The sequence below is a fragment of the Kluyvera sp. STS39-E genome (assembly GCF_040932435.1).
Lineage (GTDB): Bacteria > Pseudomonadota > Gammaproteobacteria > Enterobacterales > Enterobacteriaceae > Kluyvera.
On the sequence record NZ_JBFQGA010000006.1, the window covers coordinates 45,271 to 58,246 of the forward strand.

Consider the following 12,976-nt stretch of genomic DNA (forward strand, 5'->3'; position numbering starts at 1 on the left):
TATGCTATTCAAGCGGCCCGTCTCTATCCTCGTGGTGATTTACGCCGAGGATAGTAAACGGGTGCTGATGTTGCAGCGACGCGACGACCCTGAATTCTGGCAGTCGGTAACCGGCAGTCTGGAAGAGGGAGAAACCGCGTCGCAGGCCGCTCTGCGTGAAGTAAATGAAGAGGTCACCATTGACGTTGTTGCAGAACAACTGGCCTTGAAAGACTGTCAGCGCACGGTGGAGTTTGAAATTTTTCAACATTTACGTCATCGCTATGCCCCTGGCATTGAGCGCAACACGGAATCTTGGTTCTGCCTTGCGCTGCCCCACGAGCGGGAGATTGTGTTCACCGAACACCTTTCCTACCAATGGCTTGATGCATCCACTGCGGCGGCGCTCACCAAGTCGTGGAGCAACCGGCAGGCGATTGAAGAATTTGTAATTAACGCGGCCTGAAAGGCATAGCTTTTTTGGAGATATTTTATGGCAGGTCATAGTAAATGGGCCAACACCAGACACCGTAAGGCGGCGCAGGATTCTAAGCGCGGCAAAATCTTCACCAAGATCATTCGTGAACTGGTGACGGCAGCTAAGCTTGGCGGTGGCGATCCGGATGCAAACCCACGTCTGCGTGCGGCGGTTGATAAAGCCCTGTCCAACAACATGACGCGTGACACGCTGAACCGTGCTATCGCGCGCGGCGTCGGCGGTGACGAAGACACCAACATGGAAACCATCATTTATGAAGGTTACGGTCCTGGTGGTACTGCCGTCATGATCGAATGTCTGTCTGACAACCGCAACCGTACCGTCGCGGATGTACGTCATGCCTTTACTAAAACCGGTGGCAACCTGGGTACTGACGGTTCCGTAGCTTACCTGTTCAGCAAAAAAGGCATCATTTCCTTTGAACAGGGCGACGAAGACACCATCATGGAAGCAGCGCTGGAAGCCGGTGCTGAAGATGTTGTGACCTTCGACGACGGCGCAATTGACGTCTATACCGCGTGGGAAGATCTGGGCAAAGTGCGCGACGCGCTGGAAGCGGCCGGTCTGAAAGCCGATGCGGCTGAAGTTTCTATGATCCCGTCAACCAAAGCGGATATGGACGCTGAGACGGCGCCGAAGCTGATGCGTCTTATCGACATGCTGGAAGACTGTGACGATGTTCAGGAAGTCTACCACAACGGCGAAATCTCTGATGAGGTTGCAGCTACCTTAGAATGAGGTGGTTTAGCCATAAAATAACAGGAGATGCGTGATGTCTATTATTCTCGGCATTGACCCGGGATCGCGCATCACCGGTTATGGTGTCATTCGCCAAGTGGGCCGTCAGTTGACCTACCTTGGCAGCGGATGCATTCGCACGAAGGTTGATGATTTACCCTCGCGCCTGAAATTAATTTATGCGGGCGTGACGGAAATCATTACTCAGTTCCAGCCGGACTATTTTGCCATCGAGCAGGTGTTCATGGCGAAAAATGCCGACTCGGCGCTGAAGTTAGGGCAGGCGCGCGGCGTGGCGATTGTCGCGGCGACCAACCAGGATCTCCCGGTTTTCGAGTACGCAGCTCGACAGGTCAAACAGACCGTCGTCGGGATCGGTAGCGCGGAAAAAAGCCAGGTACAACATATGGTGCGAACGCTATTAAAGCTGCCCGCCAACCCGCAGGCCGATGCCGCCGATGCGCTGGCCATCGCCATCACCCACTGCCATGTCAGCCAGAACGCTATGCAGGTGAGCGAGTCGCGGTTGAATTTGGCGCGTGGGCGACTGCGATAATGACAAATCAGGCTGGATAAATATCCAGCCTTTTTTTATGATAGCGTATTACCTTTTCAGCCCTTAACGCAGGAGCGTCACGTGATAGGCAGACTCAGAGGCATCATTCTCGAAAAACAACCCCCGCTGGTCCTTCTGGAAACAGGCGGTGTAGGCTATGAAGTGCATATGCCGATGACTTGTTTTTATGAGCTGCCCGAGGCCGGGCAGGAAGCGATTGTCTTCACCCACTTTGTGGTACGTGAAGATGCGCAGCTGCTGTATGGTTTCAACAACAAGCAAGAACGTACGCTGTTTAAAGAGCTTATCAAAACCAACGGTGTCGGCCCGAAGCTGGCGCTGGCTATCTTGTCTGGCATGTCGGCACAGCAGTTTGTCAATGCGGTAGAACGTGAAGAATTAGGCGCGCTGGTGAAATTGCCGGGCATCGGCAAGAAAACCGCCGAGCGTCTGATTGTCGAAATGAAAGACCGCTTTAAAGGGCTGCATGGCGATCTGTTCACGCCAGCCGCCGATTTGGTGCTGACCTCTCCGGCCGGTCCGGATAGCGACGATGCTGAGCAAGAAGCGGTTGCTGCGCTGGTGGCGCTGGGCTATAAACCTCAGGAAGCCAGTCGAATGGTAAGCAAAATTGCTCGCGCCGATGCTAGCAGCGAAACACTGATCCGCGAAGCGCTCCGCGCGGCGCTATGAGGTAGAGGATGATTGAAGCAGACCGCCTGATTTCGTCGGGCAGCACGATGGCTGAAGAGGTGGCGGATCGCGCCATCCGTCCAAAATTATTGGATGAGTATATCGGCCAGCCTCACGTACGCTCGCAGATGGAAATCTTCATCCAGGCGGCGAAAATGCGCGGCGATGCGCTCGACCACCTTTTAATCTTCGGGCCTCCGGGCCTTGGGAAAACGACCCTTGCCAATATCGTCGCTAACGAAATGGGCGTAAACCTGCGCACCACTTCCGGCCCGGTATTGGAAAAAGCGGGCGATCTGGCGGCGATGCTCACCAACCTTGAACCTCACGATGTGCTGTTTATCGATGAAATTCACCGCCTGTCCCCGGTGGTGGAAGAGGTACTCTATCCGGCGATGGAAGACTATCAGTTGGATATTATGATTGGTGAAGGGCCTGCGGCGCGCTCGATTAAAATCGATCTGCCGCCGTTTACGCTGATTGGTGCCACCACCCGCGCGGGCTCCTTAACCTCACCGCTGCGCGACCGCTTTGGTATCGTTCAACGACTGGAGTTTTATCAAGTGCCGGACCTTCAGCATATCGTCGGGCGCAGCGCGCGCTTTATGGGGCTGGAGATGAGCGATGATGGCGCACTGGAAGTGGCTAGGCGTGCTCGCGGAACGCCGCGTATTGCCAACCGTCTACTGCGCCGCGTACGTGATTTTGCTGAAGTGAAACACGATGGCACGATCTCAGTGGATATTGCTTCGCAGGCACTGGATATGCTCAACGTCGATGCGCAGGGCTTTGACTATATGGACCGCAAGCTGTTGCTGGCCGTCATTGATAAGTTCTTTGGCGGGCCGGTGGGCTTAGATAACCTTGCGGCGGCGATTGGCGAGGAGCGGGAAACGATAGAAGACGTGCTGGAGCCATATTTGATTCAACAGGGCTTTTTGCAACGCACGCCGCGCGGGCGTATGGCAACGGTGCGCGCGTGGGATCATTTTGGTATGAAGCCGCCGGAAATGCCTTAATTTGAGCATCATGTCTGATGGCGCTACGCTTATCAGGCCTACAGGTGACTTTGTAGGCCTGATAAGGCTAAGCTGTCATCAGGCACAACCCTGCACTTAGTTTGCCTGTTTTTTCATCATACTGATGATAAACAGCGCTGCTGCGCACAGCACCACGGAAGGGCCTGCAGGGGTATCGTAAAATGCCGAGAAGGTTAGCCCGCCGGTCACCGCAATCATTCCCATTCCTACGGCAATACCGGCCATTTGCTCCGGAGTCCGCGCAAAGCGACGCGCGGTTGCGGCAGGAATAATCAGCAGCGACGTGATAATCAGCGCACCAACAAACTTCATCGCGACGCCAATCGTTAAGGCCGTCACCAGCATTAGCAGCAGCTTAACCCGCTGCAGCTTCACGCCGTCGACAAAGGCCAGGTCCGGGCTGATGGTCATCGACAGCAGATTGCGCCACTGCCAGAACAAAATCGCCAGCACGACAACCACACCAAGCGCAATGGAGATAAGATCCTGCGGCGTGACCGCCAGCAGATCGCCGAATAGATAGGCCATCAAATCGACGCGAACATTCGACATCAAGCTGACCACCACCAGACCAAGCGACAGCGCACTGTGCGCCATAATCCCCAATAGCGTATCAATGGCGAGGTGAGGGCGCTTTTCCAGCCAAACTAAACCAGCGGCCAAGAGCAGCGTCACGGCGATAACCGCATAAAACGGATTAACGTCCAGCAGCAGACCAAACGCCACCCCAAGCAGTGAAGCATGGGCCAGCGTGTCACCAAAATAGGACATCCGGCGCCAGACCACAAACGAGCCCAGCGGGCCAGCAGCGCATGCCAGCATCATTCCGGCAAGCCAGCCGGGAAGTAAAATTTCAATCATGACTGCCCATTTCCCCGACGTAAAACAATACGGCCTTGTAAATCATGGCGATGGTTATGCTGGTGGCGATAGATCCCCAACTGTTCGGCACCGCGTGGGCCAAACATGGAGATAAACGATGGGTGCATAGAGACCACGTCCGGCGTGCCGGAGCAGCAAATATGATGGTTGAGGCACAGCACTTCGTCGGTTTTGGCCATCACCAGATGGAGATCGTGCGAGACCATTAATACCGCGCAGTTAAGCTCTTGGCGCAGTTGGTTAATCAAATCGTACAGCGCCACCTGGCCGTTAACATCTACGCCCTGAGTCGGTTCATCAAGCACTAACAGCTGTGGCTTATTCAACAGCGCGCGAGCCAGCAATACCCGCTGGGTTTCCCCGCCGGAAAGCTTTTGCATCGGTGCATCTTGCAGATGACCGGCCTGCACGCGCATTAAGGCGGGAAGAATGTCTTCTTTACGCGTAGCCGGGTGCAAGCGTAAAAAACGCTTGACGGTCAGTGGCAACGTCGCGTCTAGGTGTAACTTCTGCGGTACGTAACCAATGCGGAGATGTTTATCCCGAATGACAACGCCTTCGCTAGGTGCTACCAGTCCAAGAACCACGCGTACCAGCGTCGATTTGCCCGCACCATTCGGGCCAAGCAGCGTCAGAATGCGGCCTGGCTTCAGGTTTAGTGAGATATCAGAGAGCACTCGGCGTTGGCCAAAGCTGACTGAGACATTTTCCAAAGATACAAGATTAGTCATAGCAATTAGGGGTTGCACAAGATAGTGAATGTTATAATATCACACATCTCTTAATTATTTCGATTAGTAGACGCATAATGTTACAGAAAAATACGCTTCTTTTCGCAGCTTTATCCGCTGCACTTTGGGGAACGGCAGCACAGCGTGCTGATGCCGCCGTTGTCACGTCTCTTAAGCCGCTGGGCTTCATCGCCTCAGCCATCGCCGACGGGGTTACCGAGACGCAGGTTTTACTGCCGGACGGTGCTTCTGAACACGATTATTCATTGCGTCCATCTGATGCAAAACGCTTACAAAACGCGGACTTAGTTGTTTGGATAGGGCCGGAGATGGAAGCGTTTATGAACAAGTCAACGCAAAGCATTCCTGACGCCAAAAAAGTGACAATTGCCCAGTTGGAAGGGGTGAAACCGTTACTCATGAAAGGGGCTGATGATGACGATGGCGATCATGGAGATGAAGCGGGACACGATCATGCTCACGCAGAAAAAGGTGACGCACATCACCATCATGGCGATTACAACATGCATCTGTGGCTTTCCCCAGAGATAGCGCGGCTGTCAGCGGTTGCAATCCACGATAAATTAGTGGAACTTATGCCCCAGAGTCGAACCCGACTCGACGCCAACCTGAAGGATTTCGAAGCCAATTTGGCCACGACCGACAAGCAGGTGGCGAGCGAGCTGGCACCGGTGAAAGGAAAGGGGTACTTCGTTTTTCATGACGCCTATGGTTATTACGAAAAACATTACGGTTTGACCCCACTCGGGCACTTTACCGTTAACCCTGAGATCCAACCCGGTGCGCAGCGTTTACATCAAATAAGAACACAGTTGGTTGAGCAAAAAGCAACCTGCGTTTTTGCTGAGCCACAATTCAGGCCCGCGGTCGTTGAATCTGTTGCGCGGGGAACCAATGTCCGCATGGGAACATTGGATCCTCTTGGCACCAATATACAGCTGAGTAAAGAGAGCTATCCGGCGTTTCTGACTCAACTGGCGAACCAATATGCGAGCTGCCTGAAAGGAGATAAGTAAGGAAGTGAATACGTGCAGCAGATAGCCCGCTCTGTCGCTCTGGCATTTAATAATTTGCCTCGGCCCCACCGCGTTATGCTGGGGTCTCTCACCGTTCTCACACTGGCCGTCGCTGTTTGGCGGCCTTACGTTTATCACCCAACTTCTTCACCGGTCATCCGTACTATCGAGCTGGAGAAAAAAGAGATTCGCTCTTTGCTTCCTGAAGCCAGCGAACCTATCGACCAGTCCGCTCAGGAAGATGAAGCGATTCCTCAGGATGAACTGGACGACAAAGCCGACAACGAAACGGGCGTGCATGAGTATGTGGTATCCACGGGCGATACCCTGAGCAGCGTTCTGAATCAGTACGGTATTGATATGGGAAATATCAGCCAGCTTGCTTCGGCGGATAAAGACCTCAGAAATATGAAAGTCGGTCAGCAACTCTCTTGGACGCTGAACGATGATGGTGACCTTCAGCGCTTGACGTGGGAAGTGTCTCGCCGAGAAACCCGCACCTACGATCGTGTCGCCAATGGCTTCAAGATGAGCAGCGAGATGCAGCAGGGTGACTGGGTTAACAGCTTAATTAAGGGCACCGTCGGCGGCAGTTTTGTCTCCAGCGCCGTGAATGCCGGATTAACCAACGTGGAAGCCAGCTCGGTGATCAAAGCCATGCAGTGGCAAATGGACTTCCGTAAGCTGAAAAAAGGCGACCAGTTCTCGGTCCTGATGTCGCGTGAAATGCTGGATGGCAAGCGTGAACAAAGCCAGCTTCTCGGTGTGCGTTTGCGTTCTGACGGCAAAGATTACTACGCAATTCGTGCTGAAGACGGCAAGTTCTACGACCGTAACGGTACAGGGCTGGCAAAGGGCTTCCTACGCTTCCCAACCGCGCGTCAATTCCGCGTATCGTCCAACTTTAACCCGCGTCGTTTGAACCCGGTAACGGGCCGCGTTGCGCCACACCGTGGTGTTGATTTTGCGATGCCGCAGGGTACACCGGTACTTGCTGTCGGCGATGGTGAAGTGGTGGTGGCGAAGCGTAGCGGTGCCGCAGGCTACTATGTCGCGTTGCGTCATGGCCGTACCTACACCACCCGTTATATGCACTTACGCAAGCTGCTGGTCAAACCGGGGCAGAAGGTGAAACGTGGTGACCGTATTGCACTGTCCGGCAACACAGGGCGTTCAACAGGTCCACACCTGCACTACGAAGTATGGCTTAACCAACAGGCGGTGAATCCGCTGACGGCGAAGCTGCCGCGCACCGAAGGGCTGACCGGTTCCGATCGTACCGATTATCTGGCCCAGGTGAAGCAGGTCTTACCGCAGCTGCGTTTTGACTGATATCGCCTAAGAAATATGCGTTCAGGGCCGGTGCTTTCTTAGCACCGGCTTTTTCTTTTGTGTGAAGCATCCGCGCTCGCTACACTATCTGATTATCCGCACCACCGATAATTCGAACCAGGAACAGGCATGGAAACGAAAAAAAACAACAGAGAATATATTCCCGAGTTTGAGAAATCTTTTCGCCATCCGCGCTACTGGGGCGCTTGGTTAGGCGTACTGGCTTTTGCTGGTATCGCTTACATTCCAGCAAAAATTCGTGACCCGCTGCTGGGTAAACTTGGCCGTTTGGCCGGTAAATTCGGTAAGAGCGCGCGTCGTCGTGCGCAGATAAACCTGCTCTATTGTTTCCCGGAAAAAAGCGAGGCTGAACGCGAGGCCATTATCGACGAGATGTTTGCCACCGCGCCGCAGGCGATGGTGATGATGGCTGAACTGGCGCTCAAAGGGCCGCAAAAAATTCTGCCACGTCTGGATTGGCAAGGGCAGGAGATTATCGATGAAATGCGCCGTAACGGCGAAAACGTGATCTTCCTAGTGCCGCACGGCTGGGGCGTTGATATCCCGGCGATGGTCATGGCTTCTCAGGGACAAAAAATGGCGGCGATGTTCCATAACCAGGGTAACAAGGTTTTTGACTTCGTGTGGAATACCGTACGTCGTCGCTTTGGTGGTCGTTTGCACGCGCGTAACGACGGTATCAAGCCATTTATCCAGTCTGTACGTCAGGGGTACTGGGGCTATTATTTGCCGGACCAGGATCACGGCCCAGAACATAGCGAGTTCGTCGATTTCTTTGCGACCTACAAAGCGACGCTGCCGGCGATTGGTCGCCTGATGAAAGTGTGCCGTGCGCGTGTTGTACCGCTGTTCCCGGTTTACGATGGCAAAACGCATCGTCTGACGATTCTGGTACGCCCGCCAATGGACGACCTGCTGGAAGCTGACGACAACACGATTGCGCGTCGGATGAACGAGGAAGTGGAAATCTTGGTTGGACCGCATACCGAACAGTACACGTGGATTTTAAAGCTCTTGAAGACGCGTAAGCCCGGTGAAACGGAACCGTATCAGCGTAAAGAGCTCTATCCGAAGAAAAAGAAGTAGAGTTCGACTTACTGCAAAAATGAAAAAAGCCCGAGGATGAAGTCCCCGGGCTTTTTTATGCATCGAGGTTTACTCGACGGTCAGGATACGCGTGGTGTTGGTTGAGCCTACGGTGCTCATTACGTCACCTTGGGTGACGATAACCAGGTCACCAGACATCAGGTAACCTTTGTCACGCAGCAGGTTTACCGCGTCGTGTGCGGCAGCAACACCATCACAGGCGCTATCGAAGAACACCGGTGTTACACCACGGAAAAGCGCGGTCAGATTCAGCGTGCGCTCGTGACGAGACATGGCGAAAATTGGCAGGCCAGAAGTAATGCGTGACGTCATCAGCGCAGTGCGACCAGACTCGGTCATGGTGATGATGGCAGTTACGCCTTTCAGGTGGTTTGCGGCGTACATTGCCGACATGGCAATAGCTTCTTCCACGTTGTCGAACTGCACGTCCAAACGGTGCTTAGAAACGTTAATGCTTGGGATTTTTTCTGCACCCAAGCAAACGCGCGCCATGGCAGCGACGGTTTCAGACGGATATTGACCTGCGGCCGTTTCTGCCGACAGCATCACGGCATCGGTACCATCCAGCACGGCGTTCGCCACGTCCATGACTTCGGCGCGGGTCGGCATAGGGTTGGTGATCATCGATTCCATCATCTGCGTAGCGGTAATGACGGTGCGGTTCAGTTGGCGAGCGCGGCGGATCAGCGCTTTCTGGATGCCCACTAATTCTGGGTCACCGATTTCCACGCCCAGGTCACCACGGGCAACCATCACCACGTCGGAGGCGAGAATGATGTCATCCATAGCGTCTTGGCTGCACACCGCTTCTGCACGTTCAACCTTGGCGACGATTTTGGCATCGCAACCCGCTTCGCGCGCTAGACGACGGGCGTAATTCAGGTCTTCGCCGCAGCGCGGGAAGGAGACAGCAAGGTAGTCAACGCCGATTTTAGCCGCGGTCAGGATGTCCGCTTTGTCTTTGTCGGTCAGGGCTTCAGCGGAGAGACCACCGCCTAACTTGTTGATGCCTTTGTTGTTGGACAGTGGGCCGCCGACGGTAACTTCGGTGAACACCTTCATGCCCTGAATTTCGAGGACTTTGAGCTGTACGCGGCCATCATCCAGCAGCAGGATGTCGCCAGGGACCACGTCGGCCGGCAGACCTTTATAGTCGATACCGACTTTCTCTTTGTCGCCTTCACCTTTACCTAGGTTGGCATCGAGCAGGAATTTATCGCCGATATTAAGGAAAACCTTACCTTCTTTGAAGGTGGATACGCGGATTTTCGGCCCTTGTAAGTCGCCGAGGATTGCTACATGACGCCCCAGTTTTGCTGCAATTTCGCGTACTTTGTCGGCACGAAGTTGATGATCTTCTGGCGTACCGTGAGAAAAGTTCATACGTACAACGTTAGCGCCGGCGGAAATTACCTTCTCGAGGTTATTATCGCGGTCAGTTGCTGGACCTAACGTGGTAACGATCTTGGTTCTGCGAAGCCTTCTGGACATGTAATACTCCGTTGACTAATACAACTTAAGGTGTTGCGTGAACAGGAATTCGGCAATGTCGCCTGCTGGCGCTACCGAATGATTTAATAAAAGACAACGTTCTTATCGCTTTTAGTGGTTATCGCTGTGTGTCGATAGCTCTTTATCAAACCGCGATTCTTTCAAAGCTTCTTTGACTCGCTTCAAGTTATCCCTGAATTTTGCCCCACGGCGCAGGGTAAACCCCGTTGCCAGCACATCTATCACAGTAAGCTGCGCCAATCTTGACACCATCGGCATATAAATATCGGTATCTTCCGGGACATCAAGTGTGATGGCGAGGGTAGCTTCACGGGCCAGCGGCGTGCCGGCAGAGGTGATAGCGATAACCATGGCATCGTTCTCCCGTGCGACCTGCGCAATTTCCACCAGACTCTTGGTTCTGCCGGTATGGGAAATGAGCACCACCACGTCATCGTCGCTGCAATTCATACAGCTCATTCGTTGCAAAACGATGTCATCAGAATAGATGACCGGGACGTTGAAACGGAAAAATTTGTTCATGGCATCGTGTGCCACAGCAGCTGATGATCCTAGGCCAAAGAAGGCAATCTTTTTTGCCTGAGTCAGAAGGTCCACCGCGCGATTAACGGCCGACATATCAAGAGATTGACGCACGTGCGCCAAGCTTGCCATGGCGGACTCAAAAATTTTTGCCGTATAGGCTTCTACGCTGTCATCTTCGTCGACATTACGGTTAACATACGGAGTGCCGTTAGCAAGGCTTTGGGCAAGTTGGAGTTTGAAGTCCGGGAAGCCACGGGTATCCATACTGCGGCAAAAACGATTGACGGTCGGCTCGCTGACCTCGGCTTCCAGAGCGAGCGCGGCAATGCTTGAATGGATAGCATTTTCCGGCGCCACGAGAATAACTTCCGCGACTTTTCGCTCGGATTTGCTAAGGTTTTCCAGTTGGGTCTGGATTCTTTCCAGCATATTCATCGTGACAAGGCGCTCATAGATTGAAACGATTCCATTAATGGGTGAAATCAGCAGGCGTTTTAGCAAGAATATACGCTTGAAGGCGGATGAAAAGTGAATAGGAACAGCAAAATATGTTGTTTTTTTTCATTACATGATCAGCGTCGTATTTTAGCTGACGTCATTCAGGCGAAAGAACGAACAAAATTAGCGAATTGCCTAACGCTGTTGTCGTATCGGTTCCGATTTGTGCGATCGGAAGGACGGAAGGGCGTTAAAGGGTTTCGGCAATTTGGTAAACACAGTACAGTGCACCGTAAGAAAATTACAATGATATCCGGCATATTTCAGCTAAAGCTGAAGGATGAAACAGACTAACCGGATCTTTAACTGAGGAGAATGACATGGCGGTAACGCAAACGGCCCAGGCATGCGATCTGGTCATTTTCGGCGCGAAGGGCGACTTGGCCCGCCGAAAACTGCTGCCTTCCCTGTATCAGCTTGAAAAGGCCGGCCAAATTAACCCAGATACCCGTATCATCGGCGTAGGCCGTGCGGACTGGGACAAAGACGCGTACACCAAAGTGGTGCGCGAGGCGCTCGAAACTTTCATGAAAGAAAAAATTGATGAAGGTTTGTGGAATACCCTTAGCGCTCGTCTTGATTTCTGCAACCTTGATGTGAACGACGCTCCGGCATTTTCACGTCTGGGCGAAATGCTTGACCAAAAAAATCGCATCACCATTAACTACTTCGCGATGCCGCCAAGCACTTTCGGCGCTATCTGCCGTGGCTTGGGCGAAGCAAAGCTCAATGCTAAACCGGCTCGCGTGGTGATGGAAAAGCCGCTGGGTACCTCACTGGAGACTTCTCGTGAGATTAACGACCAGGTTGGTGAATATTTTGAAGAGTGCCAGGTTTACCGTATTGACCACTATCTCGGTAAAGAGACCGTACTGAACCTGCTGGCGCTGCGCTTTGCCAACTCCCTGTTTGTGAACAACTGGGATAACCGCACCATCGATCACGTCGAAATCACCGTGGCCGAGGAAGTGGGGATTGAAGGCCGTTGGGGTTACTTCGATCAGGCCGGTCAAATGCGCGACATGATCCAAAACCACCTCCTGCAAATCCTGTGCATGATTGCGATGGCGCCGCCGTCCGATCTGAGCGCCGACAGCATTCGCGACGAGAAAGTGAAAGTGCTGAAGTCACTGCGCCGCATTGACCGCAGCAACGTGCGCGACAAGACCGTTCGTGGCCAGTACACCGCAGGTTTTGCCCAAGGGCAAAAGGTGCCGGGCTATCTTGAAGAAGAGGGCGCAAACAAATCAAGCAGCACGGAAACCTTCGTTTCTATCCGCGTGGATATTGATAACTGGCGCTGGGCGGGCGTTCCGTTCTACCTGCGTACCGGTAAACGTCTGCCGACTAAATGCTCTGAAGTCGTGGTCTACTTCAAAAACCCTGAACTGAACCTGTTCAAAGAGACCTGGCCTGAGCTGCCGCAAAACAAACTGACTATTCGTCTGCAGCCGGATGAAGGCGTTGATATCCAAATCCTGAATAAGGTGCCGGGTCTTGAGCATAAGCACAATCTGCAGGTCACTAAGCTGGATCTGAGCTACTCCGAAACCTTCAATCAAACGCATCTGGCCGATGCCTATGAACGCCTGTTGCTGGAAACCATGCGTGGTATTCAGGCGCTGTTCGTGCGTCGTGACGAAGTTGAAGAAGCGTGGAAGTGGGTCGATTCCATTACCGAAGCGTGGGCGAGCGATAAAGATGCGCCTAAGCCGTACCAAGCAGGGACCTGGGGGCCAGTGGCTTCCGTGGCCATGATCACCCGCGACGGCCGTTCTTGGAACGAGTTCGAATAAGCGATATCGGTAATCCGGAAGGGTTATTTT

At 53.3% G+C, this 12,976-nt stretch carries 13 protein-coding genes; 9 read left to right on the top strand and 4 right to left on the bottom strand.

The features are described 5' to 3' along the window. Position 1 precedes the first annotated feature (1 nt). The 5 genes from nudB (at position 2) to ruvB (ending at position 3,484) form a co-directional block, all read left to right on the top strand. Positions 2 to 445, top strand: a complete 444-nt coding sequence (gene nudB / locus AB4K05_RS14315) for a dihydroneopterin triphosphate diphosphatase (RefSeq protein WP_368480615.1) — start codon at positions 2 to 4, stop codon at positions 443 to 445. A 27-nt stretch (positions 446 to 472) separates the two neighbouring features. Continuing rightward, positions 473 to 1,216, top strand: a complete 744-nt coding sequence (locus AB4K05_RS14320) for a YebC/PmpR family DNA-binding transcriptional regulator (protein WP_368480616.1) — start codon at positions 473 to 475, stop codon at positions 1,214 to 1,216. A gap of 34 nt (positions 1,217 to 1,250) precedes the next feature. After that, positions 1,251 to 1,772: a crossover junction endodeoxyribonuclease RuvC gene (ruvC, locus tag AB4K05_RS14325; RefSeq protein WP_368480617.1), complete on the top strand. Its 522-nt coding sequence runs from the start codon at positions 1,251 to 1,253 to the stop codon at positions 1,770 to 1,772. Positions 1,773 to 1,853: 81 nt separating this feature from the next. Further along, complete coding sequence (gene ruvA, locus AB4K05_RS14330) at positions 1,854 to 2,465, top strand: Holliday junction branch migration protein RuvA (RefSeq protein WP_368480618.1); 612 nt, start codon at positions 1,854 to 1,856, stop codon at positions 2,463 to 2,465. 8 nt (positions 2,466 to 2,473) lie between these two features. Beyond that, positions 2,474 to 3,484, top strand: a complete 1,011-nt coding sequence (gene ruvB, locus AB4K05_RS14335; RefSeq protein WP_368480619.1) for a Holliday junction branch migration DNA helicase RuvB — start codon at positions 2,474 to 2,476, stop codon at positions 3,482 to 3,484. Positions 3,485 to 3,580: 96 nt separating this feature from the next. Here ruvB and znuB read toward each other — a convergent pair whose 3' ends face one another. Together znuB and znuC are read right to left on the bottom strand one after the other, a co-directional pair. After that, positions 3,581 to 4,366 carry a zinc ABC transporter permease subunit ZnuB gene (gene znuB, locus AB4K05_RS14340; protein WP_368480620.1) on the bottom strand — a complete coding sequence of 262 codons (786 nt, stop codon included), beginning with the start codon at positions 4,364 to 4,366 and terminating at the stop codon, positions 3,581 to 3,583. Continuing rightward, entirely contained in the window at positions 4,363 to 5,118 is a 756-nt protein-coding gene (gene znuC, locus AB4K05_RS14345; RefSeq protein ID WP_368480621.1) for a zinc ABC transporter ATP-binding protein ZnuC, read from the bottom strand. The genes znuB and znuC overlap by 4 nt, the downstream gene beginning before the upstream one ends. Before the next feature lie 77 nt (positions 5,119 to 5,195). Between znuC and znuA the strand changes: the two genes are divergently transcribed. From znuA to lpxM, 3 genes are all read left to right on the top strand, one after another. Next, positions 5,196 to 6,155, top strand: a complete 960-nt coding sequence (znuA, locus tag AB4K05_RS14350; RefSeq protein ID WP_368480622.1) for a zinc ABC transporter substrate-binding protein ZnuA — start codon at positions 5,196 to 5,198, stop codon at positions 6,153 to 6,155. 12 nt (positions 6,156 to 6,167) lie between these two features. Next, positions 6,168 to 7,487 (top strand): murein DD-endopeptidase MepM, encoded by a 1,320-nt coding sequence (mepM, locus tag AB4K05_RS14355; protein WP_368480623.1) that lies wholly within the window; start codon positions 6,168 to 6,170, stop codon positions 7,485 to 7,487. 129 nt (positions 7,488 to 7,616) lie between these two features. Next, on the top strand, positions 7,617 to 8,594 hold the full coding sequence (gene lpxM, locus AB4K05_RS14360; RefSeq protein WP_368480624.1) for a lauroyl-Kdo(2)-lipid IV(A) myristoyltransferase: 978 nt from the start codon (positions 7,617 to 7,619) through the stop codon (positions 8,592 to 8,594). 69 nt (positions 8,595 to 8,663) lie between these two features. On the opposite strand, the gene pyk is transcribed toward lpxM, so the two are convergent. Together pyk and AB4K05_RS14370 are read right to left on the bottom strand one after the other, a co-directional pair. Further along, on the bottom strand, positions 8,664 to 10,106 hold the full coding sequence (gene pyk, locus AB4K05_RS14365) for a pyruvate kinase (RefSeq protein WP_368480625.1): 1,443 nt from the start codon (positions 10,104 to 10,106) through the stop codon (positions 8,664 to 8,666). A gap of 111 nt (positions 10,107 to 10,217) precedes the next feature. After that, positions 10,218 to 11,087 carry a MurR/RpiR family transcriptional regulator gene (locus tag AB4K05_RS14370; RefSeq protein WP_368480946.1) on the bottom strand — a complete coding sequence of 290 codons (870 nt, stop codon included), beginning with the start codon at positions 11,085 to 11,087 and terminating at the stop codon, positions 10,218 to 10,220. Between the two features lie 383 nt (positions 11,088 to 11,470). Between AB4K05_RS14370 and zwf the strand changes: the two genes are divergently transcribed. After that, positions 11,471 to 12,946, top strand: a complete 1,476-nt coding sequence (zwf, locus tag AB4K05_RS14375) for a glucose-6-phosphate dehydrogenase (RefSeq protein ID WP_368480626.1) — start codon at positions 11,471 to 11,473, stop codon at positions 12,944 to 12,946. Positions 12,947 to 12,976: the final 30 nt, after the last annotated feature.

Coding starts and splice junctions, on each gene's coding strand:
- lpxM (WP_368480624.1), top strand. CDS start 7,617: ATGGAAACGAAAAAAAACAACAGAGAATATATTCCCGAGTTTGAGAAA.
- znuA (WP_368480622.1), top strand. CDS start 5,196: ATGTTACAGAAAAATACGCTTCTTTTCGCAGCTTTATCCGCTGCACTT.
- znuB (WP_368480620.1), bottom strand. CDS start 4,366: ATGATTGAAATTTTACTTCCCGGCTGGCTTGCCGGAATGATGCTGGCA.
- nudB (WP_368480615.1), top strand. CDS start 2: ATGCTATTCAAGCGGCCCGTCTCTATCCTCGTGGTGATTTACGCCGAG.
- AB4K05_RS14370 (WP_368480946.1), bottom strand. CDS start 11,087: ATGAATATGCTGGAAAGAATCCAGACCCAACTGGAAAACCTTAGCAAA.
- pyk (WP_368480625.1), bottom strand. CDS start 10,106: ATGTCCAGAAGGCTTCGCAGAACCAAGATCGTTACCACGTTAGGTCCA.
- znuC (WP_368480621.1), bottom strand. CDS start 5,118: ATGACTAATCTTGTATCTTTGGAAAATGTCTCAGTCAGCTTTGGCCAA.
- ruvC (WP_368480617.1), top strand. CDS start 1,251: ATGTCTATTATTCTCGGCATTGACCCGGGATCGCGCATCACCGGTTAT.
- ruvB (WP_368480619.1), top strand. CDS start 2,474: ATGATTGAAGCAGACCGCCTGATTTCGTCGGGCAGCACGATGGCTGAA.
- zwf (WP_368480626.1), top strand. CDS start 11,471: ATGGCGGTAACGCAAACGGCCCAGGCATGCGATCTGGTCATTTTCGGC.
- AB4K05_RS14320 (WP_368480616.1), top strand. CDS start 473: ATGGCAGGTCATAGTAAATGGGCCAACACCAGACACCGTAAGGCGGCG.